The organism is Longimicrobium terrae (genome assembly GCF_014202995.1).
Taxonomy (GTDB): domain Bacteria; phylum Gemmatimonadota; class Gemmatimonadetes; order Longimicrobiales; family Longimicrobiaceae; genus Longimicrobium; species Longimicrobium terrae.
Genome location: NZ_JACHIA010000014.1, coordinates 42,533 through 65,054, shown reverse-complemented (window position 1 = coordinate 65,054; position 22,522 = coordinate 42,533). Strand labels below are relative to the sequence as shown.

Below are 22,522 nucleotides of genomic sequence, written 5' to 3'. Positions count from 1 at the left end.
CCGATGAGAGCCTGCATCGCGACGAGCACGCCCGTTCTCGCGGGGAAAATAGATCCTTCGTCGGCGCCAACCTGCTGTGCCGGTGATAGTTGCAGCGGCGCCTCCTCAGGACGGCGCCATCGGGCGCCGGGGCGGATGTAGACGCGTTCCCCACCCGTCGTCATGCTGACGGGGACGGCGGATTACCGCCTTTCATCGACCCCAAGCTCAGGGCCCCACGCCCAGCATCTGCTCCACGCGGAGGTCGGCGGAGGAGGCGCCCACCTGCAGGCGGACGGGGCGCGGCTCCAGCAGCCAGCGATCGTTGTCGGCATCCCAGTAGCGCAGTTCATCCGCGCGCAGCGTCATCTGCACGGTGCGCGTCTGGCCCGGTTGCAGCGGCACGCGCGCAAAGCCCTTGAGCTCGCGCACCGGCCGCTCCACTGCGGAGCCGGGATAGGATACGTACAGCTGCACCACCTCGTCGCCCGCGCGCGCGCCGGTGTTGGTGACATCCACGCTCACCGTCACCTGGCCGCCGGGCGCAACCGAGGCGGCGCTCGTCCGCAGGTTGGCGTAGCGGAACGTCGTGTAGCTGAGGCCGTGGCCGAACGCGTACAGCGGCTCCCCGCGAAAGAAGCGATAGGTGCGCCCCGCCATCGCGTACTCCCCGAACGGCGGCAGGTCCTCCACGCGGCGGTAGAAGGTGACGGGAAGCCGTCCGGCGGGATTGTAGTCGCCAAAGAGCACGTCGGCGATCGCGTTGCCCGCCTGTCCCGGATACCACGCCTCCACGATGGCCGGCACGTGCTCCTGCGCCCAGCCGACGGAAAGCGCGCTGCCGTTCAGAAGCACCAGCACCGTCGGTTTGCCCAGCGCCGTCACGCGCTCCAGCAGCCGCTGCTGCGAGGCGGGCAGGTCCAGGCTGGTGCGGTCGCCGCCGCGGAATCCATCGACCTCCACCTTCATTTCCTCCCCCTCCAGCCGCGGCGACAGGCCCAGGAAGAGGACCACGGCATCCGCCTGCCGCGCCGCGTCCATCGCCTCGCCTTCCAGGTCGCCGGGCGGCGCGTCCCACACCAGCTGCACCTGCGCGTCGCCGTACGACTCGTGCGCGTCCACGCGGATGGGGTACGCGCGGCCGGCCTCCAGGTGCACGGGCTCGGCGGATACGACGCGCGGATCGCCCAGTTCGTCGCGGTAGTTGTACTGCGAGCGCACGAGCAGCGTGTCCGCCAGGTACAGCTCGAAGCGCGTGGTGGCGATCATTCCCAGCCGGTACGTCCCCGTGCGCGTGGGACGCAGCGTGCCCGTCCAGCGCACGCCAAAGTCGTCGTCGTTCATGTCCGCGCGCGGGGCGCGGTCGTGCCAGTCGGCGTTGAGCGTGCTGTCCGTGCCCGTGAACAGCGGCGCCCCCTCCAGCGCTCCGGTGCCGAAGTACTCCGCGCGCAGCCCCGGCCGCCCGTCCGGCCCGCCGAGCGCGGCGGCGGGGACGATCTCGTGAAAGGGAAAGCCGTCCGCCAAGTCGGCGCCGCGGGCGTACAGCACGCGCGTCCCCGGCGCCACCGCCTCGCGAATGCCGCGCAGCGGGGTGATGACGTCGGATGGTACGCCGTTGTAGTTGCCCAGCAGCATCAGCCACTGGTCCGCGTTGGGGCCGATGACAGCCAGCGTCCCCAGGTCGCGCCGCAGCGGCAGCACGCCGTCGTTCTTGAGCAGGACGATGGACTCGCGCGCCACTTGCCGCGCCAGTTCGCGGTGCGCGGGCTGGTCCACGACGGAATACGGGATCTGCGCGTAGGGCACGCGCGACGGCGGATCGAACATCCCCAGGCGGAAGCGGCCGGTAAAGAGGCGGCGCACGGCCGCGTCGATTTCCGCTTCGCTGATCAGGCCCTGGCGGACGGCGTTCACCAGCGCCGGGTACACCTTGCTGCCGCAGTCCAGATCCGTCCCCGAGCGCACGGCCAGCGCGGCCGCTTCCTCCGGCGTGGCGACCAGCTTGTGGTTCAGGTAGATGTCGTCCACGGCCCAGCAGTCGCTGACCACGAATCCATCGAACCCCCACTCGCGGCGCAGAATGCCCTGCAGCAGCGGCTCGCTTCCGCATGCGGCCAGCGCGTTTACACGGTTGTAGGCGCACATGAGCGAGTACGCGCCGCCCTCGCGGATGCCTCGCTCAAAGTGCGGAAGATACGCTTCCCGCAGATCGCGCTCGCCGACCACCGCGTCGAACACGTGCCGCTCCGGCTCCGGCCCGCTGTGCACGGCGAAGTGCTTGACGGTCGCCACCGTCTTGAGATAGGTGGAGTCGTCGCCCTGCAGCCCGCGGATGAACTGCACGCCCAGGCTGCCGGTGAGGAACGGGTCCTCGCCGTACGTTTCCTGCCCGCGGCCCCAGCGCGGATCGCGAAAGATGTTGATGTTGGGCGACCACAGCGTGAGGCCCTGGTAGCGCAGGCGGCGGTCGTGGCGCACGTACTCGTGGTGCTTGGCGCGCGCCTCGTCGGAGATGGCGACCGCCATGCGGTGCACCAGGCTGTCGTTCCACGTCGCGGCGTAGCCGATGGCCTGCGGAAACGAGGTCGCCAGCCCGGAGCGCGCCACGCCGTGCAGCGCCTCGTTCCACCAGTTGTACCGGGGCACGCCCAGGCGGTCGATGGCGGGCGCCTGGTCCAGCATCTGAGAGACTTTTTCCTCCAGCGTCATCCGCGCGACCAGATCGTTCACGCGCTGCGCGACGGGCAGGTCCGGATTGAGGTACGCCGGCGCCTGCGCGCTTACGGACTGCGCGCCGAGCAGCAGCCCGCACCACGCGGCGAGTGCCTTCAGAATGGAGTTCCGGCTGGCAACCATGGATTTCTCTGGGAGGGCCGAACGAGTGGGCCTGCAGAACGTGCGGGGAGAGTAGAGATAAGATGACTTGTCGATCCGCCGCAAGAGTGAACGCGTCCTGCCTCAGGCGTATCGTTGTGCTCTGATGAGGGGGATACCAACGACGGGAGGCACGTGCAGATGCCACGCCCCCGCGCTCGCGGTCTCATCCGCAAACGAGATAACGCCCAAGGCGTCATCCTGAGGAGGCGCCGGCCGATGTTTCGGCGGGGCCACAACTTGGCGCCGACGAGGATCTGCTTTCCCCGCGAGAACGGGTGTGCTTGTCGCGGTGTTGGCTCGGCGGAAAGTAGATCCTTCGGTCGCGCATGACTCGGCTCCGAGGAAAGTACGGTGCGCGCTCCCTCAGGATGACGCCGTGGGCGTTTACCGTCTGATGACACCGGGGCGTCTAGCGTGAGACGGCGCCGTTTGCGTTCACCACCTGATCACGCGGTGGGCGTTTACCGTCTGATGACACTGGCGCGTCCAGCGTGAGATGGCGCCGTTCGCGTTCACCAATCCATGACGCGGTGGGCGTCCTTGTGGGTAACGCTTTGGCACTCAGAGGGCGCGTTGGTTGTCAACGAAACGAGGTGCGCTCATCGGCAGCGACGGGTTCGTGAGCGGCGCGGGGTTGTGCGGCGGACGGCGGGCGGCGCATGTTGGCGCGACGCTGAGCGCGGCTGAGAGGGCCGCGAGGGCGCATGATTTCGGACGGAGGTTCTGGATGATGATAGCTTGGAAGCGGATGTCTCTCCTGCTGCTCGCGGCGTGTGCGGCGCCGCCGCGGCCCGCGGGCGCGCAGTCCGACCCGCTGACGCGCGCGTACACGCCGCAGGAGTGTTCCAGCTGCGCGGAATGGAACGCTCCGCATCGCCCCGTGCACCTGTTCGGCAACACGTACTACGTGGGCACCCAGGGACTCGCCTCCATCCTGATCACGTCACCGGACGGGCACGTGCTGATCGATGGCGCCCTGCCGAACTCAGCCCCGCTCATCCTGGCCAACATCCGCTCGCTCGGCTTCGATCCGGCGGATGTGAAGCTCATCCTCAATTCCCACGCGCATTTCGACCACTCCGGAGGCTTCGCCGCGCTGCAGCGCGCGACGGGGGCACCGGTGGCGGCAAGCGCGCAGAGCGTGCAGGCGATTCGCAGCGGCCGGTCCGGCGACAACGATCCGCAGCACGGCGAACTGGTCGGCACGCCGCCGGTCGCCAACGTGACGCTCATCCACGAAGGCCGGCCCATGCAGGTGGGCAGCCTGTCGCTTACGCCGTACCTCACGGCGGGCCACACACCCGGCGGCACCACGTGGACGTGGCGCTCGTGCGAGGGCGAGCGGTGCGTCAACTTCGTGTACGCAGACAGCCAGACGCCCATCTCCGCGGATGGATTCCTGTTCAGCGCCAGCCCGCGCTACCCCAACGCGGTGGCGGACTTCCGGCGCGGATACGAGGTGCTGGAGCGGCTGTCGTGCGACATCCTCATCACGCCGCACCCGGGCGCGTCCAACCTGTGGCAGCGCGCGGCCACCGCGCCGGACGGCCTGATCGATCCGCAGGCGTGCAAACAGTACGCGGCCAGGAGCCGCGAACAGCTTCAGACCCGCCTGCAGACCGAGCAGGCGCGGCGCAACTGAGGTCCGCGAACCGGGCACATCCGCCGGTTATCGATGGATCGAGACTGAAAGGCCCGCCCGGGCGCTCCGGGGCGGGCCTTTTCGTCTTTGATCGCCGCCGGGCCGTGAAGGCCCCTCCCCCGGCCCCTCCCCGTGCAAACAGACGCACGGAGAGGGGAGCACTGCAACGACACGCATTCCGGAAGGTGCCGCGCGTGCGGACGGGCCCCCTCTCCCCGGCCCTCTCCCCCGCTCCGCGGGAGAAAGAGAGACCTCAGCGCGACGCCAATTTGCGGAATGGGTTGCGGCCCTTTGATGCAGCTGAAGCCCCGAACGGGGCGCGAATAGCGCCGTGTCGGGGGTTCCCGCTGTTTGAGCGGCGGATTCATTCGCTCACGGATTCCGCGTCGCGCACCGCTCCCATCCAACGAACCCAAGCCGCTGTTTGCTCTCGATCAGGTGAAGCCTCACGGTACCGCTGTGAGTCTTTCCGCCGTTGCCGCGGCAGCTTCCGTTGCTCACGCCACGAACGCTCGCGGACCACTTGCGCCGCCTCTCTTTGTATCGTAAAGTACTTCACCTTCCGGACGCCTTTGCGCCGCCACACCCGTTCTCCCCTTCCGATCCACGGGACGAGAAGCAGCGATGGAACTGCAGATTCGCGACGTATCCAAGACGTATCCCAACGGGGTGCAGGCGCTGCGGGACGTGACGCTCACGATTCCGGCGGGGATGTACGGACTGCTGGGCCCCAACGGCGCCGGCAAATCCACCCTCATGCGCATGCTGGCCACCCTGCAGGAGCCGGACGCCGGGACGATCACGCTCGGCGGCCTGGACGTGGTGCGGCAGAAGCACCAGGTGCGGCAGACGCTGGGCTATCTGCCGCAGGAGTTCGGCGTGTACCCCAGGGTGAGCGCCGAGGCCCTGCTGGACCACTTCGCCATCCTCAAGGGCATCCCCCACAAAAAGGCCCGCCGCGAAGTGGTGGAGGCGCTGCTGCGGCAGACGAATCTGTGGGAAGTGCGCAAGCAGAAGCTGGGCGGCTACTCCGGCGGCATGCGGCAGCGGTTCGGCGTGGCGGTGGCGCTGCTGGGCAATCCGCGCCTGCTCATCGTGGACGAGCCCACGGCGGGGCTGGACCCGGCCGAGCGCGTCCGCTTTCTGAACCTGTTGAGCGAACTGGGCGAGAATAGCGCGGTGATCCTGTCCACGCACATCGTGGAAGACGTTTCGGAGCTGTGCACGCGCATGGCCATCATCGACCGGGGCGAGATCCTGCTGGAAGCCGAGCCGCTGGGCGCAATCCACGACATGCGCGGAAAGATCTGGCGCAGCGTCATCGAAAAAAGCGAACTGGCCGAGGTGGAGCGGACGCACGCGGTGATCAGCACCAAGCTGCTGGCCGGCCGCACGCTGGTGCACGTCTACGGCGATGCATCGCCCGGCGCCGGCTTCGCGCCGGTGGAGCCGGACCTGGAGGACGTGTACTTCAGCACCATGGCGGGGCACATCGGGCGGCGCCGCGCACGGGCGGAGACGCCGCGATGAAGTTCCGCGAGATCTTTCGCTTCGAGCTCGCCTACCAGCTGCGCCGCCTGACCACCTGGCTGTACTTCGCGGCGCTGGCGACCGTCGCCTTTCTGTTTGTGCGGGGCGCCTTTCTGGCCGACGCGCTCTACGCCGACTTCTATCTGAACTCGCCCTTCGTCATCGCCAGCGCGATGGTCGTCGCCAGCCTGTTCTGGTTCATCGTGGCCGCGCCGGTCGCGGGCGAACTGGCGTCGCGCGACGTGGAAACGGGGATGCACCCCATCACCTACACCGCGCCGGTCACCAGGACGGAGTACCTGGGCGGGCGCTTTCTGGCCGCCCTGGCGCTGAACGCGTTCCTGATGCTGGCGGCGGTGCTGGGGATTCTGCTGGCGGTGTACGCGTCCGGCGTGGATCCCGAGGTGGTGGGCCCCTTTCGCCCGGCCGCGTACCTGACGGCGTACGGCTACATCGCGCTGACCAACGTGTTCGTGGGGACGGCCATCCAGTTCGCGTGGGCGGCGCTGGGCCGGCGCGCCATCGCCAGCTACGTGGGGAGCGTGCTCCTCTTTTTCGTGGCGTATGGGGGGGTGATCGGGGTGGGGATGTTCCTGGGGCGGCAGGACCTGGCGGCGGCGCTGGACGTGTTCGGCCACGTCTTCCTGACCTCGGACCTGGTGCTGAACTGGACGCCGATCGAAAAAAGCACGCGCCTGATTACGCTGGACGGGCCGCTGCTGCAGAGCCGGCTGCTGTGGTTCGGCGTGGCGCTGGCGGCGCTGGCGTTCACCCACGCCCGCTTTCGTTTCGCCCATCCCGTGGCTGGCTCGCCGTGGAGCCGCCACATCCGCCGGCGCGCCGCCCACGCGCCCATCCCCGCGGGGAGCGAGATGGCGCACGCGGCGCCCATCTCCGTGCCGGACGTCGCGCGGACGTGGGGGTTCGCGGCGTACGCGCGGCAGACGATCGCCGTCACCGCGGAGTCGTTCCGGGTGATCATCCGCAGCCGCGCGGGGCTGCTGCTCTTTGTCATCATCGCGGCGATGACGGCGCGGCTGCTTCCCGAGTACATGGTGAACCAGGGCACGCCCCTGTTCCCCCGCACCGAGTACGTCCTCACCTTTCTGACCGCGGCCGTCACCAGCTTCATGACGCCGTGGGTGGTCACGCCGCTGCTCATCATCCTCTACGCCGGCGAGCTGGTGTGGCGCGAGCGCGAGGCCGGGCTGGGCGACATCACCGACGCCGCGCCGGTGCCGGAGGGCGTCCTGTTCGCGGGCAGGTTCCTGGGGCTGGCGCTGGTGCTGGCCCTGTGGATGGTGATTCTGGGAGGGGCCGGCATGCTGGCGCAGCGCAGCATGAACTACCGCCTCTTTGAGCCGGGGCTGTACCTGAAAGTGCTGCTGGGGCTTCAGCTTCCCGAGTACCTGCTGCTCGCGGTGCTGGCGCTGGTGGTTCAGGGCGTCGTGACGCAGAAGTACGCCGGACACCTGGCCGCCGTCCTTCTGTACGCGCTGATCCTGTTCGCCGGGCGGCTGGGGATCGGGCACAACCTGCTGGTCTACGGCGCCGCGCCGCGCTGGTCGTACACGGACATGCGCGGGTTCGGCGCGTCGCTGGGGCCGTGGACCTGGTTCATGCTCTACTGGGGCGCGTGGGCGCTGCTGCTGGCCGTGGCGGGGACGCTGCTGTGGGTGCGCGGCCGCGACCGGGGCGCGCGGGCGCGGCTGCGGCAGGCGCGCGGCCGGCTGACCCGTCCGGCGGCGGGGGCGCTGGCGGCCGCGGCGGGGCTGGGGCTGGGGCTGGGCGGCTTCATCTTCTACAACACCAACGTGCTCAACGAGTACCGCGGCGCGGGCGCCAGCCTGGAGGTGCGCGCCGAGTACGAGCGGCGCTTCGGGCGGTACGCGTCGCTCCCGCAGCCCCGGCTGGCGGGCACCCGGCTGCACGTGGAGATCTATCCGGAACGGCAGGGCATCGACATCCACGGCACCTACCTGCTGGTGAACCGCGGCTCCACCCCCATCCGCGACATCCACCTGGCGACGGCGGCGGGCGCGCGCACCAGCGGGGTGCTCTTCGACCGCCCGGCGCGGCGGGTGGTATCCGATGACCGTCTGCGCTACCACATCTACGCGCTGGCGGCGCCGCTGCAGCCGGGCGACTCGGTGCGGCTGAGCTTTGCAGTGAAGCTGGAGCCGCGCGGGTTCCGCAACGCGGGCGTAAACCACTTCCGCACCCGCAACATCACCTACTTCAAGAGCCTGGACTGGCTCCCCGCCATCGGCTACCAGGCGGACCGCGAGCTTCTGAAGCCGGGCGAGCGGCGCGCGCACGGTCTTTCCGCCCGCCCGCTGCTCCCCACCCTGGCCGACGCGGACGCCGGGGGCGCAGAAGACGTCACGGGCGAGGCGGGGACGGTCGCCGCCGAGCGCGTCGTGGTGGAGACGGTGATCGGGACGGTGGCGGGGCAGACCGCCGTGGCGCCGGGCGCGCTGCGCCGCACGTGGATGGAGGGAGGGCGCCGCTACTTCCAGTACGCGACGGATACGCCCATCGGCACCGAGTACGCCTTCTTTTCCGCCGCGTACGCGCTGCGCGAGGAGGTGTGGACGCCCCCGGCGGGAATGGGGCGGCCGGTGACCATCCAGATCTACCATCATCCCAGCCACGCCATCAACATGACCCGCATGCTCCGTAGCGTGCGCGGAAGCATGGACTACTACACGCGCGCCTTCGGTCCCTATCCGCACGGCGGCATTCTGCGGCTGGTGGAGAACCCCGGGGCCGGGATGGGCGCGCACGCGGACGCCACCACCATCGACTACACGGAAGGCTTTTCCCGCTACAACCCCGATGCGGACCCGCGCGGGCTGGACCTGCCGTCCGCCATCATCGCGCACGAGATGGCGCACCAGTGGGGCGTTCCCTACGCCTACGCCGAGGGCGCGCCGCTGCTGTCCGAGAGCTTTGCGTGGTACGCGGCCATGGGCGTGGTGGAGCGCACGTATGGTCGCCAGCACCTGGAGCAGCTGCGGCGCTTTTTCCGCCAGCCGACGCCCATTCCGCCCATCCGCCAGTCCGTGCCGCTGCTGCGCGCCATGGACCCGTACGCCTCGTATCGAAAGGGCCCCGCGGCGCTGTTCGCCCTGCGCGAGTACATGGGCGAGGAACGGGTGAACCTGGCGTGGCGGCGGTTCTTTGAAAGGCACCGCGCGGGGACGGCGCCGCTTCCCACCTCGCTGGACTTCTACCGCGAACTTCAGGCGGTGACGCCGGATTCGCTGCGGTACCTGGCGCACGACCTGTTCGAGGCCAACACCTTCTGGGAACTGAAGACGGAGCGCGCCACGGCCCGGGAGATCGAGGGCGGCGCGTGGCGGGTCACGCTGCGGATCAGGGCGCGCAAGGTCACGGTCGATCCGGCGGGCGTGGAGACCGTCGTCCCGATGGATGAGTGGATTCCCGTCGGCGTGTTCGCGCCCACGAGCGCGGGCGCGGACTTCGGCGACACGCTGTACCTGCGCAGCCACCGCATCCGCTCCGGCGAGCAGACCGTCACCGTGACGGTTCCCTCGCGGCCCGCCGACGCCGGGATCGATCCGTATCTGCTGCTGATCGACCTGGAGCGGTTCGACAACGTGGAAGAAGTGAGCGTCGAAAAGTGACCAGAACCACTGCGTACATGGATGATGAAGCGCGCCTGCTGGAACTGATCGAGGAGCGGGTCGTGGAACACGGCGGCGATCTCGGCGGCTGGACCGCGCGGTCGGGCGACGATCTGAAGCTCTTCGACGGCCGGATTTCGCTGCGGGCGGAGATCCTTGACGACGGGGATGAAAAGCCGGTCGTGCACGCCCACGTGTTCGCCACCCTGCACGACGACGGCGGCGAGGTGCTGGACGCCTGCGTCATCGGGATGGGGACGGACCGGGACGCGGCGCTCGGGCAGGCGGCGATCATCTGGATGCAGGGCGTCGGTGCCCCCATCCGCTCGTTTCTGGACGGCCGCGAGGTGTGCATGGCGTCGCGCATGGAAGTGGGCGGCGGCCGTGCGTACGCGGGGCCGTTCTTTCCGCGCGGCCTGGACGACCGCGCCGTCGCCGCGCTGGACGATTCGCTTCCCTGGTTCCGCTACGCCGCGGCGTCGGCGCCGCCGCGGCGGGTGCATCTCGCCAAGGTGTCGGTCAGCACGGGGAGCGGGACGGGATGGACGCGCCAGATGGAGATCGGCGGGCACGACATCCTGCACACCGACGCGGACTGGCCGGCCGGGGTGGCCAGCTCCGCCGCGGGATACCTGACGCGCTTCGCGGTGTTCGAGCTTTCCCCGGCGGAGATCGCGCGGCGCGGCGAGCTGGACCGGACCATCCTGCACTTCGCCGGGCACTACGCCGGCGGCGGCTTCACCGACGAGCTCGTGGAGGAGATGGTGCGGCAGGGGTTCGATCCCGACCTGGTGCACGAGACGGAGATGATTTCCACCATCGCGTTCGGGCGGCACTTCTTTGAGCCCCGCGGCGTCGTGTACCCGCCGACGATCATCCGCGCGCGCGCGGACGGCCGGGTGGAGGCGGACGTACCCCTGCTCTCCCTTCCCGCGTACACGCGGGCGCGAGCGCTCGCCCCGCGGCTGGAGCAGACGCTGGCTCCGGATGACTTCGTGTCGCTCTGCTGCCACAGCGCGGAGTCGGGCGCGATCCTGAAGGCGATGGAGTCGGACGGGGATGTGGACCTGACCGCGCTCACCTTCGCTCCGTGCGCCGTTCCGGACCGGGACGCGTCACCGGAAACGATGGACGCCGCACTCCGCCTTCAGCAGCGGGGGATGGACGAGCGACTGCCCGCGCCCCCCGTGAAACCGTGGTGGAAGCTGTGGTAGACGATAAGAACGGCAGCACCGCGAGGGGGGTCGGAACACCGTTCAGGAAACCGCGGGAACGTCGTGCGGAACGCTCCCGCCGCCTCCGCCGGTCAGCAGTAGTAGTACGGTCCGGTCTCGCAGGTGTCGCCTCCACCGAACTCCTTGGTGATGCAGACCCTGCCGACGGACACGCATCCAATCCTGCCCGTCACGGCGAGCACGGACGCATACGTGCCGTCTGCTTCGGGAGCGAACGTGCTCACCTGCAGGTCATCGAGGCTGAGCTTCAGGTCGGCTCTCATGGGGCATCCTCCAGGATAGGAAATCATCATCCCAAACGTTTTGGGACGCATTTAGATGATATCCAATCCCGAAGCCGTTGACAAGGCAGAGAGCGCCCATGCCTGGCGTGGTGCGTGGAAAGCGATCTGCACGAACAGGATGGAAGGCGGTCACACCCCGGCGGACCGCCCAATCGCATCGAACAATCCGGCGGGACGTTCACGCCGATACGGATGAAATGCAGCCACGCCCGCCGGCCGACGCACGGCTCGATCGCGCCGGCGGATGTCCGGACCTCCACTCACGACACCCTGGTGGATAAAGTGGCACCGCAACGCGAGCATCATCAGGAACCGGAGTTTGCCACCTCACTCGCGCCTCGGCGCAATCAACGGAGAGACGCATGAACCGATATCACCAGCGCGCGTGGATGATGGCCGCGCTTGCCGTGCTCGCGCGTGCCCCGCTCGCCGCGCAGTCCGCTCCCCCTTCCCTGCCCGCGGGTGAATGGCGGGCTCTGGTGGGGTGCTACCGCGCTGGATCGCGATCATTCGCGCTGGATTCCCTCCCCGGAACCAACCCGTTCCAGCCCGCGGGCAGCTTGCAGGCGTGGAGCTACTGGTACGCGGGACGGCTGGCGCACTGGCGGCCGCTGGGCGGGGACTCGGTGGAACTGGGCAGCGGCGATTCCCTGCACGGATGGCGGTTCCGGGGCGTGGTACGCGGCCGCGACCTGGCCGGGGTGATGACACCCTGGACGGACATCCTGGACGCGCGCACTCCCTCCCGTGACTGGACGCTGGTTCGCGAGCCGTGCGGCACAGACGGCGTCACCGACGGTCCGCCGCCCGACGCGCAGATGCTGATGGATTCGTTCCCGGTGCGCATGGCCGAGATCGTCACCGATTCGCTGCTGCCGCGGCTGTTCGGGGAGTCGCGGCCGAACCTGCGGTACGCGGACGATCCCTTCAGCCCGAGCGCGGCGGTGGGCCGCGCACTGCTCTGGCGCACCGCCTCGCGGGAGCCCGGTCCTGAGATGGCTGTTGCCACATGGCTGTACCTGGACGACTTCACGCTCGAACGGGACAGCGCATCCGCGAACGTCGTCGCGCTGTCGTGCCCGGAGACGCGGGGCAGCCCGTCCACCGCCGCGCGCCGGCGGGTGCGTCTGCGCCGCCAAGGCTCCGGCTGGGCGCTCGCGGGGATCGACGCGGAGGAGCGGGTCGAAATCCGCTGCAGGCGCGCGCTGAGGAACACGAACGTCGTCACCCGATGGTAGGATATGCCGCCATATCGGCGGACGGACATTCTTTTCCGCGGGACGAGATGCAAAGGAGCGATGCCGTGGCTGATTTCGTGGATGGGGGTTCCATCGTGCGCAGGATCTGGGGCGATGGAGACATGGTGCTTCTGGTGTTCGCGGGCTCCGCGGCGGAGTTCGCGCTCAACCGTGCCGTCGACTGGCTGTTCTTTACGGGAAAGCTGCCCGCCGATCCCATCGGCCGGCTCTTCTCAACGGCCGGGTACGCGCAGCAGATCGTGTTCGCCGAAGCGGCGACGGCGGAGCGCACTTTTGCGCGCATCCGGGCGGTGCACGGGGCGGTGGAGCACCAGCGCGGCCAGCGGATCCCGGACTGGGCGCACCGCGACGTGCTCTACATGCTGATCGACTACTCCGAGCGCGCGCATCAGATGGTCGCCCGCCCGATGACGGCGGAGGAGCAGCGCGAACTCTACGACGTGTTCCGCCGGGTGGGCGTGGGCCTGGGCATCCCCGCCCTGCCGCCGACGTACGCCGAGTGGCGCATCGACCGCGAGCGCCACCTGCACCGCGACCTTGTCCACGGCCAGGGGACGGACGCGCTGTACGCGCAGTACCGGAAGCACCTTGGCCGGTGGCGCCATCATCTTCTGCTGCGCATCCAGGCGCTTATGGCGCCGGCGCACGTGCGCGATCTGCTGGGCCTGCGCCGCGCGGAGTGGCTGCGTCCCCTGCTCCGCCTGCATCCCATGCTGGTGCGCGCCGGCCTGCGCTCGCTCATTCAGCGCCTGCTGATGCCCACGGCGTACCTGGCCGCCGCGCGCGGGCTGGATCATGTCGCGCCCGCGCCTCCGGGTCCGCGCTCATCCCGGGGTGGCGGCACCCTGCTGAGGCACAGCCCCTCGGGGTGACGACGCACGTTCATCCGCCACGAGTGCGTCGTCCACGCTGTGCCGCGTGAAGGGTGGCCGGAACCGCGGGCGTGATCCATCGGATCGCTGGGCGTTCCTTCGGGGCCGCGGGGTTGTCCAACAGCCCGGTTTCGTGCATGCGCGACCTGTGGCTGTGGCAGGTGCGCGCACCCGAATCCGCGAAAGATCCACCGATCCCATTCCTCTCCCGCCGCAATGCGTCCATTTTCGATACTTGGTGCGGAGAGCGGAACCACGGTGGACGCGCCGCCCGCTGGGACGGCCGTATCTACGCGGAAGCCGAAGCGGTCTAATCGATGCAAACCATTGCAGAACAATAGTTTCACGAAACAAGTAAACGAAAGATGCAGATGATCCGGCCCTGAAGCCCGCTGGACAGAACACCCTTCTGGAAGCATGTTCCGGAAGCCGATCCGCCGACCCGGCAGAGTCAAAAATGGACGCGCGAGAGCCATCCCCTGATCTCGCTTCCCTTTGCGGCACCCCGCACGTACCGCCTTCTCCCGCTCTCGTACTCCGCATGCCAATCCGCTCCTCCCTCGCCGGCCGGCTGACGGCGGCATTCCTCGCGCTGTTCGCGGGCCTGCTGCTGTTCGCGCCCCAGGCACGCGCCCAGTCGTGTACCACGCTGGAAGACTGCCCACAGGAGGGGCAGCCGCCGACCATCCACTTTCAGCCCGACAGCGGGACGTTCTCGCAGCCTACCGTGCCGGTCAGCATCACGGTGACGCCGACCCCCGGCGACTCGGTGACAACCTGGATGGTCAGGTGGAAGGGCGACACCATCACGTCGGCCTTTCAGACCCGCAGGAGCGGCATCGGGCTTAAGCGCGTGTACCTGACGGGTCAGGTGAGCATCACGGCGGCTCCGGGGATGATCAGCGTGACGGCCTGCGGCAGGTTCAACTGCAGCTCGGATTCCGCCCAGTACAAGCTGGGCTCGCCGGGCGTGCGGGTGACGCCGAACGGCGCGTGGGCGCAGGTGGCGTCGGGCGCGGCGGGGTCGTACACGATGTGGGTGCGCAACACGGGCGCGCTGCCCGCCACCTTTTCGCTGCTGGGCTCCTGCCGCGACGCGCAGGGCACGTTCCTGAGCGGCTGCGGCGCGCCATCCGTCTCCACGCTGACGCTGGCGGCCGGGGATTCCGCGCCCGTGGGGCTCAGCTTCCCCGCCCCGTCCGCCGGACAGGAGATCACACTGCGGCTCTCCGCCCGCAGCACGGCAAACGCCGCGATCGAGGACGCGGGGTGGGCGGAGCTGGAAGGCGTAGGCACCGGCACCGCGCCCGCGGCCATGACGGTCGCCCTGGTGGACCTGAACTCCAGCGCGACGATCGCCCGCGACCAGTGCGTCACGGTGGCCATCGCACCCGGGGCGGCGATGGAGTGCGGGGACCTGCGGCTGGCGCACGGGCTTCCCGCGGTGCAGGTGCTGGGGCGCACCCACGCGCCGGCGCTCCTGTACAGCAGCGCGCACGTGTCGGGAACCGCGCGTGTGTACGCGGACGTGCGGCTCCCCGTCGGCTCCACGGTGCCGGCTACGGTGGAGGTGAAGGTCTTCAAGCCCGACGGCTCCTTCTTCCGGACGGTGTACCCGGGGAGCCAGTGGGGATCGGGCACCGCGCGGCGCATCTCCATCGTGATGGACGCGCTGGCACCGCAGACCGGGGTGTATCCGTACACGATGCAGGTCACCGCGCACTATACTGGCGTGTCGTATCCCGTGGCCGTGGCGGGCGAGGTGGCCGTGGTGAACCGCGCCTTGAGCCAGTTCGGGCCGGGGTGGTGGCTGGCCGGGTTGGAGCAGGTGGTGACCGTGTCGGGGAACCGTCGGCTGCGGGTGGGCGGTGACGGAAGCACGCGCATCTACAGCCCGGTGGCCACCGGGCTGTGGGTTGCCGCGCGGGTGGACCGCGCCGACACGCTGTGGGCCAGGCCCGGAGGCGGATACCAGCGCCGGACGCCCCAGGGCGCCGTGGTGAGCTTTGGTCTGCAGGGAGAGCACCTGTCCACGGTGAACCGGCTGAAACAGCACACCCGGTTTACGTACGAGAGCGGGAAACTGGCTTGGCTGGAGGTGCCCCGCGCGCCGGATTCCGCGGGCGCCAGTCTGCACTTCCGTTTCGTGGTGAACGCTGCTGGGATGGTGACGTCGGTCGAAGCGCCGGACCTGAACGACGTCCGCGGGCGCGTGGTGACGCTGGGGCGCGACGCGCTGAACCGCATCACTTCGATCACCGATCCGGACAGCGTGGCGGTCTCCTTCGGCTACGACGGCCTGTACGCGGCCTCGCGCACGGACCGGCGCGGGGTACAGTCGGTGTTCACGTACGGGCCGGGGCGCACGGTGTCCTCGTCGCGGGTGTGGCTGGGGCCGCTGGCGGGCGACAGCATCATCCACCGCTTCGAACCGGTGGAGGGGCGCGGCATCGCGGCCGCCCTGCCGCTGTCGCGCACGCACACGCTGCTGGACGGGCCGCGGACGGACGTGGGGGATACGACGCTGATCTGGGTGGGTCGCTTCGCCGCGCCGCGCCGCATCCGCGACGCGCTGGGCAGTGAAACGCTTCTGCTGCGGGCGGACGCGAACTTTCCGGCCCTGGTGACGGAGGTGCGCAGGCCGAACGCGAACGGCGCGCCGGTGGCCCGCCAGTCGGCCACCTATGACACGCACGGACGGCTGCAGAGCAGCACGGCGCTGAACCCACTGGGCGACGGGCAGAACCCGGTCACGACCTACACGTACGACGACAGGTGGAACGGGGTGACCTCCATCACCGCTCCCGGCCAGGGCGTCGTGACGATGGGGTACGATACCATCAACGGAAACCGGCTCTGGGAGCAGGTGGGCGACGCAACGCGGCGGGTGAACTACCGATATTGCTCGGACCCCGCCGCAGTCACCAGGGGAATGCTCTGCGCCGTGGTGTCGCCGACGGTCACGACGCCGTCCGGTGTCCAGCAGGCGGTGGACTCCGTCGCGTACGACGCGTGGGGGAACGTGCGGGCGTCGATCGACCCCCTCCGTTTCCACACGGTGTACCGCAAGGACCAGTTCGGACGCGACACGCTGGTCGCGACCCCGATCGACAGCCTCAAGGCGCTGAACGAGGATGACGTGCTCGCGTACGGCGCCCGCAGCCGGACGGGGTACGACATCATGGGCCGGGTGCGGTGGACCATCAGCACGGGTCCGGCCAGGGAGCAGGAGGTGCACGACGGGGTGGACCCGGCCGATACGCCGCAGGAGACCGTGACGGTGCTGAACTACTACGACGCGAAGGGCGACCTGCGCCGGGTAGAGCGGCAGAGCAGCCCCGACACGGCGCATGTGGGCATCCTGAGCACGTACTTCGACTACAACGTGGCCGGGCGCAAGGTCGAGGAGCGCAGCTCGCAGGGCGACTCGACGACGACGCGCTACGACCTTGCGGGGAACGTACTGGGCGTCAAGCAGCGCGGGTATCCGGAGATCGTCTCGGAATACGACGCGCTGGGCCGCATGGTGCGGCGAACGGTGCCCGGGATCCGGACGGACCGGACCTGCGCGCCGGGCGTGTATCCCTGCCCGGACACGCCGTACCCGCTCCATTCGACGGGCTCCAACGGGGCGATGGAGATCCCGTCAGAGGTGTTCACCTTCGCGTACGACGCGGCGGGGAACCAAGTGTATGCGGAGAACCTGGACAGCCGTGTGAGCCGGACCTACTACAACAACGGCGCGCTCAGCACCGACACCATCCGGATGCGCACATACGAGGGGCTGGACTACAGCAAGCACGTGTACGGGCTGGAGTACCGGTACGATCAGGCGGGGCGGGTGAGCGCGTTGCTGCATCCGTCCAACCTCTCGGGAATGGCGCAGGCGGACAGCTTTGCGTACGACGCGGTCACGGGGGAGATGACGTCCGCGCGCAGCCGGCAGGGCTACACATACGGCTTTGCGTACGACATCCTGGGCCGGCAGACGAACCTGTCGTACCCGGGCGGCGGCGGGGAGCGGACCACGTACGACGTGGCGGGCCGGCGGCTCACGCGTACGGACTCACTCTCCAGCGGCGCCCACCTGGAGTATGATCAGTTCCAGTACGATGCGCGCGGGAAGGCGATCTACATCGATGGGGCTGTAGCCGGCGGGGCGAGCACCTTCCGCAACTGGTACTCGGGGCTGGGCAACCTGGTGGCGACGGACTGGCGGAACGCCGGGGCGAATGGCAGTAATGCCGAGCTGATGGCGGTGGACGCGATGGGCAGCCAGGTGCACCGGAGGACGACGGGCGACCAGTCAGCGGATGAACCCGAGTTCGTGACGAGGTATGCCGCCGGAACGGGTCGCGTGGCGATGATCCGGCGTCTGCCGTCCACCAACCCCTCCGCGCCGCTGCGCTCGGACAGCACGTACCGCACCTACGACGGGGCGGGCAACGTGGTGTGGGCCCACCACAAGACAGCGGAGACGGACTGGCACTCGTACGGGAACTCGAGCGCGACCAACACGCGCAACTGGTATGACGCGGCCGGACAGCTGCTCGCGCTGCAGACGCTGGACGACGCGGTGAAGCAGCCCTCCGCCGGCACGCCGAACTACACTTTTTCGGGACTCTACTCCGAGTACCGATACGATGCGCTGGGCCGGCGGATCATGGAGCGGACGCGGCGGGAGACGGCGATCTGCGTGGCGACGCCCAGCGAGCCGTGTGTCAGCACGATCACGCGGTTCATCTGGTCGGGCGACCAGCTGCTCTGGGAACTGCGCGCTCCTGGGCAGTCGTCCGCTGACCCGGAGAAGGTGACGGGGAGCGGCGACCACTACGGCCAGGTGAGCTACTTCCACGCGGGCGGGATCGACAAGCCGCTGCTGATCACCAAGGAGAACGTGGGCAGCCTCGTGCCGCGCGATACCTGGCGCGGGCTGTTCCACGCGGGCACATCGCCCACCACGGGGATGCGCGGTGACTGCACGGGCGCCACGCCGACGGGGTGCATCTGGGCGCCCTGGCCCGGCTGGCAGACCAGGGCGAGCCACGCGCAGACGGGGACGGCGCCGGTCGTGCAGGCGTGGTTCGGGGGCTTGGTGGACGGGATGCGCGACGCGAGCGGCCAGATGTACATGCGCAACCGCTACTACGACCCGGCCACCGGCCAGTTTACGCAGACGGACCCGATCGGGCTAGCGGGTGGGTTGAACAGCTACGGGTTCGCGGCGGGAGACCCGGTATCATATTCGGATCCCTATGGGCTGGATCCATGCAAAAAGGGTGACCGGGTGTGTGAGAGTGTTGGTTACAAGGTACTCACTTACTTTGGCGTCAGCGATGAAACTGCTCGCACGTTCATGGAGCCGGCGGTCAGAGCCGCTCCCGCTGTAGCGCTAGCCGTGAGCGTTGGGCGGGGTGCGGGTCTGCGAAGCGGTGCTGCGGCTGCTCGCTCATCGGTGCACGTCAACATCCCGGGGCCGGTAAACTCGCGCTACGGCAAGGTCGACTACCTTCTCGGCAATGTCCCCGGTAACCAGGATAGCTTGGGGAAAGGTGGATTTTTCCGCGGAGAAATGGGCTTCGACGAAACCACAATGGGTCCGGCTCTGGAACAACACCTGATGAGTAACCTTGGCTCGATCACCCGAGACGGTGCCAGAATCAACGTAACCGGGCCCATGATTGGCGCGAACGGGAGAACCGCTAATGTGACCACCGGTTGGCGTCTCTCTGATGATGGCCGAACGTTGAACTTAGTAACCGCGCTGCCAGCCAAAAGAATCCGATGAATGAGCGAATTCAAGAACTCGACACGGTAGAGGTGATTCACCTGTCGTCTGAGTTAGCGGATCATCAGATCTGGGACGGTTCGATTAGGCCACCTCAGGTTGGGGATCTCGGCACTGTTATCGATCTACACGGCAACGGTTCCCAGCACACGGAGTACCGGGTCGAAAATGTCGATTCAGCGGGACGCACTCTGTGGATGGCAACCTTTCGGGCAACAGAGCTGAACATGAGGAGCCGGCCGTGCTGAGTTGAAACTTCCCACACGCGGTGGGTATCCAAGTGTGGACGGAGACCCTGGATGCCTCGATAAGCCGGAGCTACTACCCGGGCGGCGCGCTCCGGACGGACAGCATCCAGATGCGCGCGTACGCGGGGCTGGACTACAGCAAGCACGTGTACGGGCTGGAGTACCGGTACGATCAGGCGGGGCGGGTGAGGACACTGTTCCATCCGTCCAACCTCTCGGGGGTGGCGCAGGCGGACAGCTTCGCGTACGACGCAGTCACGGGGGAGATGACGTACGCGCGGAGCCGGCAGGGCTATGCGTACGGCTTTGTGTACGCAATCCTGGGCCTGTCGTACCCGGGCGGCGGCGGAGAGCGGACCACGTACGACGTGGCGGGCCGGCGGCTCACGCGTACGGACTCGCTCTCCAGCGGCGCCCACCTGGAGTATGATCAGTTCCAGTACGATGCGCGCGGGAAGGCGATCTACATCGATGGGGCTGTAGCCGGCGGGGCGAGCACCTTCCGCAACTGGTACTCGGGGCTGGGCAACCTGGTGGCGACGGACTGGCGGAACGCCGGGGCGAATGGCAGTAATGCCGAGCTGATGGCGGTGGACGCGATGGGCAGCCAGGTGCACCGGAGGACGACGGGCGACCAGTCAGCGGATGAACCCGAGTTCGTGACGAGGTATGCCGCCGGAACGGGTCGCGTGGCGATGATCCGGCGTCTGCCGTCCACCAACCCCTCCGCGCCGCTGCGCTCGGACAGCACGTACCGCACCTACGACGGGGCGGGCAACGTGGTGTGGGCCCACCGCAAGACAGCGGAGATCGACTGGCATTCGTACGGGAACTCGAGCGCGACCAACACGCGCAACTGGTACGATGCGGCTGGACAGCTGCGCGCGCTGCAGACGCTGGACGACGCGGTGACGCAGCCCTCAGCCGGTACGCCGAGCTACACGTATGGGGGGCTCTACTCGGAGTACCGGTACGATGCGCTGGGCCGGCGGATCATGGAGCGGACGCGGCGGGAGACGGCGATCTGCGTGGCGACGCCCACCGAGCCGTGTGTCAGCACGATCACGCGCTTCGTCTGGTCGGGCGACCAGCTGCTCTGGGAACTGCGCGCGCCGGGGCAGTCGGCGGCGGATCCGGACGCGGTGACGGGGAGCGGGGACCACTATGGGCAGGTCAGCTACTTTCACGCGGGCGGGATCGACAAGCCGCTGCTTATCACCAAGGAGAACGTGGGGAGCCTGGTCCCGCGCGACACTTGGCGCGGGCTGTTCCACGCGGGCACCTCGCCCACGACGGGGATGCGCGGCGACTGCACGGGCGCGAGCCCGACGGGGTGCATCTGGGCGCCTTGGCCCGGCTGGCAGACCACGGCGAGCCACGCGCAGACGGGTACGGCGCCGGTCGTGCAGGCGTGGTTTGGCGGGCTGGTGGACGGCATGCGGGACGCGAGTGGCCAGATGTACATGCGCAACCGCTACTACGACCCCGCCACCAGCCAGTTCACGCAAACGGACCCGATCGGCTTGGCGGGCGGGCTCAACAGCTATGGATTTGCGGCGGGTGACCCGGTTGGCTACTCGGACCCGTATGGGTTGTGCCCTGATGCGACGGGGATGGGTTCCCTTCAGTGCGCCATGCAGGACGTAGTCGGCGCTATACAGGCAGCACCCGGAATGATAGCTCGCGGAGCGGGGCGGATTCTTCGTGGACTGGGTTGGACCGCACGTACAAGCGTTCGCGTGACGATCGGGAATCCCATCGTTCAGGAAGTCGGAATGCAGTTAGCAACCGACGGTGCAATCAACGTCGTTCGCGCAGGCCGCCTCGGTGGAAAGTTGATCCACATCGCGGACGAAATGATCGTTGTGCGAGGTGGTACAGGTCCCATCCCTGGCCCGGGAGAGGTATTCTCAGGAGCTTTCGGTAGCACCCTTGATGAAGCCGCTGCTGCAGTTCCGCACGGCACGATCCAAGCAACCACCGCCGGCGAGATTCGGGCCGCCGGAGGCACAGTAACGCATGCGCCGGAAATGACTCGTGGGGGGGTACTCAACGAACGCCACGTCGATATTTGCAAAGGAAGCGGCCCCTGCCCCTTTGGGCAGCAGACGCCTAATCCAATCCCTAAAAAGGGCCGAATCCAATGATTGACGAATGGCTGCCTATCAGATACAGGGACTTCTACGACGTCCCGCGTCTGATTGTCGTCACCTTAGCCACTCGGAATTACCTGCTAGATTGTCCATTCGACGACAATTTGGACGACTATCCGGATAAGTACCAGATTTACGTACTTGAGTCACTGGAGGGGCTGCAAGACGCAGACTGGAGAAATTTTGCAGATCAAGGTCGCTGGATTGGCGATGTTGAAGTAGACGCAATCGAGTTCGATAGCTCGCGTCGTGCAGCAATACGCCACGAATCATTGCAGTTCGTCCTCGGTTTGGTCGTTTAGCCATTCGCACGATTAGTATGCCTCCACTGTCAGCAACAGGCCAGCCGCGTCCGCGGTTGGCCTCTTGCGAGCCGTGCATCAGCACGGTCACGCGCTTCGTGTGGGCGGGCGACCAACTGCTGTGGGAACTGCGCGCCGGGTCAGGCGGGGACCGGGGCCACGCTGGAAGAGACCACCGGGACGGGCAACCGGTACGGCCGGTGAGCTACTTCCGCGCGCGCGGCCCGCTCCAGCGCGGCCAAGCGCGCCGCGCGGTCAGACTGGGCGACGGCGCGGCGCGTGGCGGGTGGTAAGCTTCCGCCACCCGCCACCCGCCACCCGCCAGCCGCCGCGCGCGTCAGTTCCACGAGGAAGAGGCCGCCCTGCACCGGCTACTTCCGCGATTCGGAACGCCAACATTCCTTTGACCTACAGCCGCGCGGAATCGCAGAGGACATGGATCCGCTTATCACCATGGCCCCGTTTACCTTGGCCGCGTACGGCTCCTGGTCCGCCGGCCGCACCATCGTTGGCGCGGTGAACGACCGTGCGGGAGGCGGACCGGCCCCGCGCAGAGCCCTAGCGCCGTGCGCATCTGCCGACGCGCCCCGCCGTCCCGATCCCGTGTCGCGCGAATACATAACGAGCCCCGGTGCCGGGGCTCGTTCGTTCAGCAGGACAGGGTTTGTCGAGCGGCTTCCACAAAGGACATTTCTGACGCTAC

At 68.4% G+C, this 22,522-nt stretch carries 12 protein-coding genes; 9 read left to right on the top strand and 3 right to left on the bottom strand.

The genetic code is table 11. The features are described 5' to 3' along the window. Positions 1-207 precede the first annotated feature (207 nt). The gene (locus HNQ61_RS19355) at positions 208-2,835 is read right to left on the bottom strand and encodes a glycoside hydrolase family 3 C-terminal domain-containing protein (protein WP_170036475.1); all 2,628 of its coding nucleotides are present in this window, start codon (positions 2,833-2,835) and stop codon (positions 208-210) included. A 748-nt stretch (positions 2,836-3,583) separates the two neighbouring features. On the opposite strand from HNQ61_RS19355, the gene bla reads away from it, so the two are divergent. The 4 genes from bla (at position 3,584) to HNQ61_RS19335 (ending at position 10,892) form a co-directional block, all read left to right on the top strand. Then, positions 3,584-4,498, top strand: a complete 915-nt coding sequence (gene bla, locus HNQ61_RS19350; protein ID WP_205761823.1) for a subclass B3 metallo-beta-lactamase — start codon at positions 3,584-3,586, stop codon at positions 4,496-4,498. 624 nt (positions 4,499-5,122) lie between these two features. Continuing rightward, entirely contained in the window at positions 5,123-6,028 is a 906-nt protein-coding gene (locus HNQ61_RS19345) for an ABC transporter ATP-binding protein (RefSeq protein WP_170036473.1), read from the top strand. Further along, a complete protein-coding gene (locus tag HNQ61_RS19340) occupies positions 6,025-9,678 on the top strand; it encodes an ABC transporter permease/M1 family aminopeptidase (protein WP_170036471.1) in 3,654 nt (1,217 codons plus the stop codon). Before HNQ61_RS19345 ends, HNQ61_RS19340 begins: the two co-directional genes overlap by 4 nt. Beyond that, entirely contained in the window at positions 9,675-10,892 is a 1,218-nt protein-coding gene (locus HNQ61_RS19335; RefSeq protein ID WP_170036469.1) for a DUF6348 family protein, read from the top strand. Before HNQ61_RS19340 ends, HNQ61_RS19335 begins: the two co-directional genes overlap by 4 nt. Positions 10,893-10,984: 92 nt before the next feature. On the opposite strand, the gene HNQ61_RS19330 is transcribed toward HNQ61_RS19335, so the two are convergent. Next, on the bottom strand, positions 10,985-11,176 hold the full coding sequence (locus HNQ61_RS19330; RefSeq protein WP_170036467.1) for a hypothetical protein: 192 nt from the start codon (positions 11,174-11,176) through the stop codon (positions 10,985-10,987). Between the two features lie 383 nt (positions 11,177-11,559). Between HNQ61_RS19330 and HNQ61_RS19325 the strand changes: the two genes are divergently transcribed. The 5 genes from HNQ61_RS19325 (at position 11,560) to HNQ61_RS19305 (ending at position 21,819) form a co-directional block, all read left to right on the top strand. After that, the gene (locus HNQ61_RS19325; protein WP_170036465.1) at positions 11,560-12,435 is read left to right on the top strand and encodes a hypothetical protein; all 876 of its coding nucleotides are present in this window, start codon (positions 11,560-11,562) and stop codon (positions 12,433-12,435) included. Between the two features lie 65 nt (positions 12,436-12,500). Beyond that, the gene (locus HNQ61_RS19320) at positions 12,501-13,328 is read left to right on the top strand and encodes an oxygenase MpaB family protein (protein WP_205761821.1); all 828 of its coding nucleotides are present in this window, start codon (positions 12,501-12,503) and stop codon (positions 13,326-13,328) included. Positions 13,329-13,869: 541 nt separating this feature from the next. After that, complete coding sequence (locus HNQ61_RS19315; protein WP_170036461.1) at positions 13,870-19,116, top strand: RHS repeat-associated core domain-containing protein; 5,247 nt, start codon at positions 13,870-13,872, stop codon at positions 19,114-19,116. A gap of 280 nt (positions 19,117-19,396) precedes the next feature. Further along, on the top strand, positions 19,397-21,511 hold the full coding sequence (locus HNQ61_RS29660) for an RHS repeat-associated core domain-containing protein (RefSeq protein WP_170036459.1): 2,115 nt from the start codon (positions 19,397-19,399) through the stop codon (positions 21,509-21,511). Continuing rightward, positions 21,508-21,819, top strand: coding sequence for a hypothetical protein (locus HNQ61_RS19305; RefSeq protein ID WP_170036458.1), 312 nt, complete (start codon positions 21,508-21,510; stop codon positions 21,817-21,819). Before HNQ61_RS29660 ends, HNQ61_RS19305 begins: the two co-directional genes overlap by 4 nt. A gap of 140 nt (positions 21,820-21,959) precedes the next feature. Here HNQ61_RS19305 and HNQ61_RS19300 read toward each other — a convergent pair whose 3' ends face one another. Continuing rightward, positions 21,960-22,187, bottom strand: a complete 228-nt coding sequence (locus tag HNQ61_RS19300) for a hypothetical protein (protein WP_170036456.1) — start codon at positions 22,185-22,187, stop codon at positions 21,960-21,962. Positions 22,188-22,522: the final 335 nt, after the last annotated feature.

Bases quoted from the DNA above. Each gene is read 5' to 3' on its own strand.
- HNQ61_RS19355 (WP_170036475.1), bottom strand. From the start codon at position 2,835: ATGGTTGCCAGCCGGAACTCCATTCTGAAGGCACTCGCCGCGTGGTGC.
- bla (WP_205761823.1), top strand. From the start codon at position 3,584: ATGATGATAGCTTGGAAGCGGATGTCTCTCCTGCTGCTCGCGGCGTGT.
- HNQ61_RS19345 (WP_170036473.1), top strand. From the start codon at position 5,123: ATGGAACTGCAGATTCGCGACGTATCCAAGACGTATCCCAACGGGGTG.
- HNQ61_RS19340 (WP_170036471.1), top strand. From the start codon at position 6,025: ATGAAGTTCCGCGAGATCTTTCGCTTCGAGCTCGCCTACCAGCTGCGC.
- HNQ61_RS19330 (WP_170036467.1), bottom strand. From the start codon at position 11,176: ATGAGAGCCGACCTGAAGCTCAGCCTCGATGACCTGCAGGTGAGCACG.
- HNQ61_RS19325 (WP_170036465.1), top strand. From the start codon at position 11,560: ATGAACCGATATCACCAGCGCGCGTGGATGATGGCCGCGCTTGCCGTG.
- HNQ61_RS19315 (WP_170036461.1), top strand. From the start codon at position 13,870: ATGCCAATCCGCTCCTCCCTCGCCGGCCGGCTGACGGCGGCATTCCTC.
- HNQ61_RS19305 (WP_170036458.1), top strand. From the start codon at position 21,508: ATGATTGACGAATGGCTGCCTATCAGATACAGGGACTTCTACGACGTC.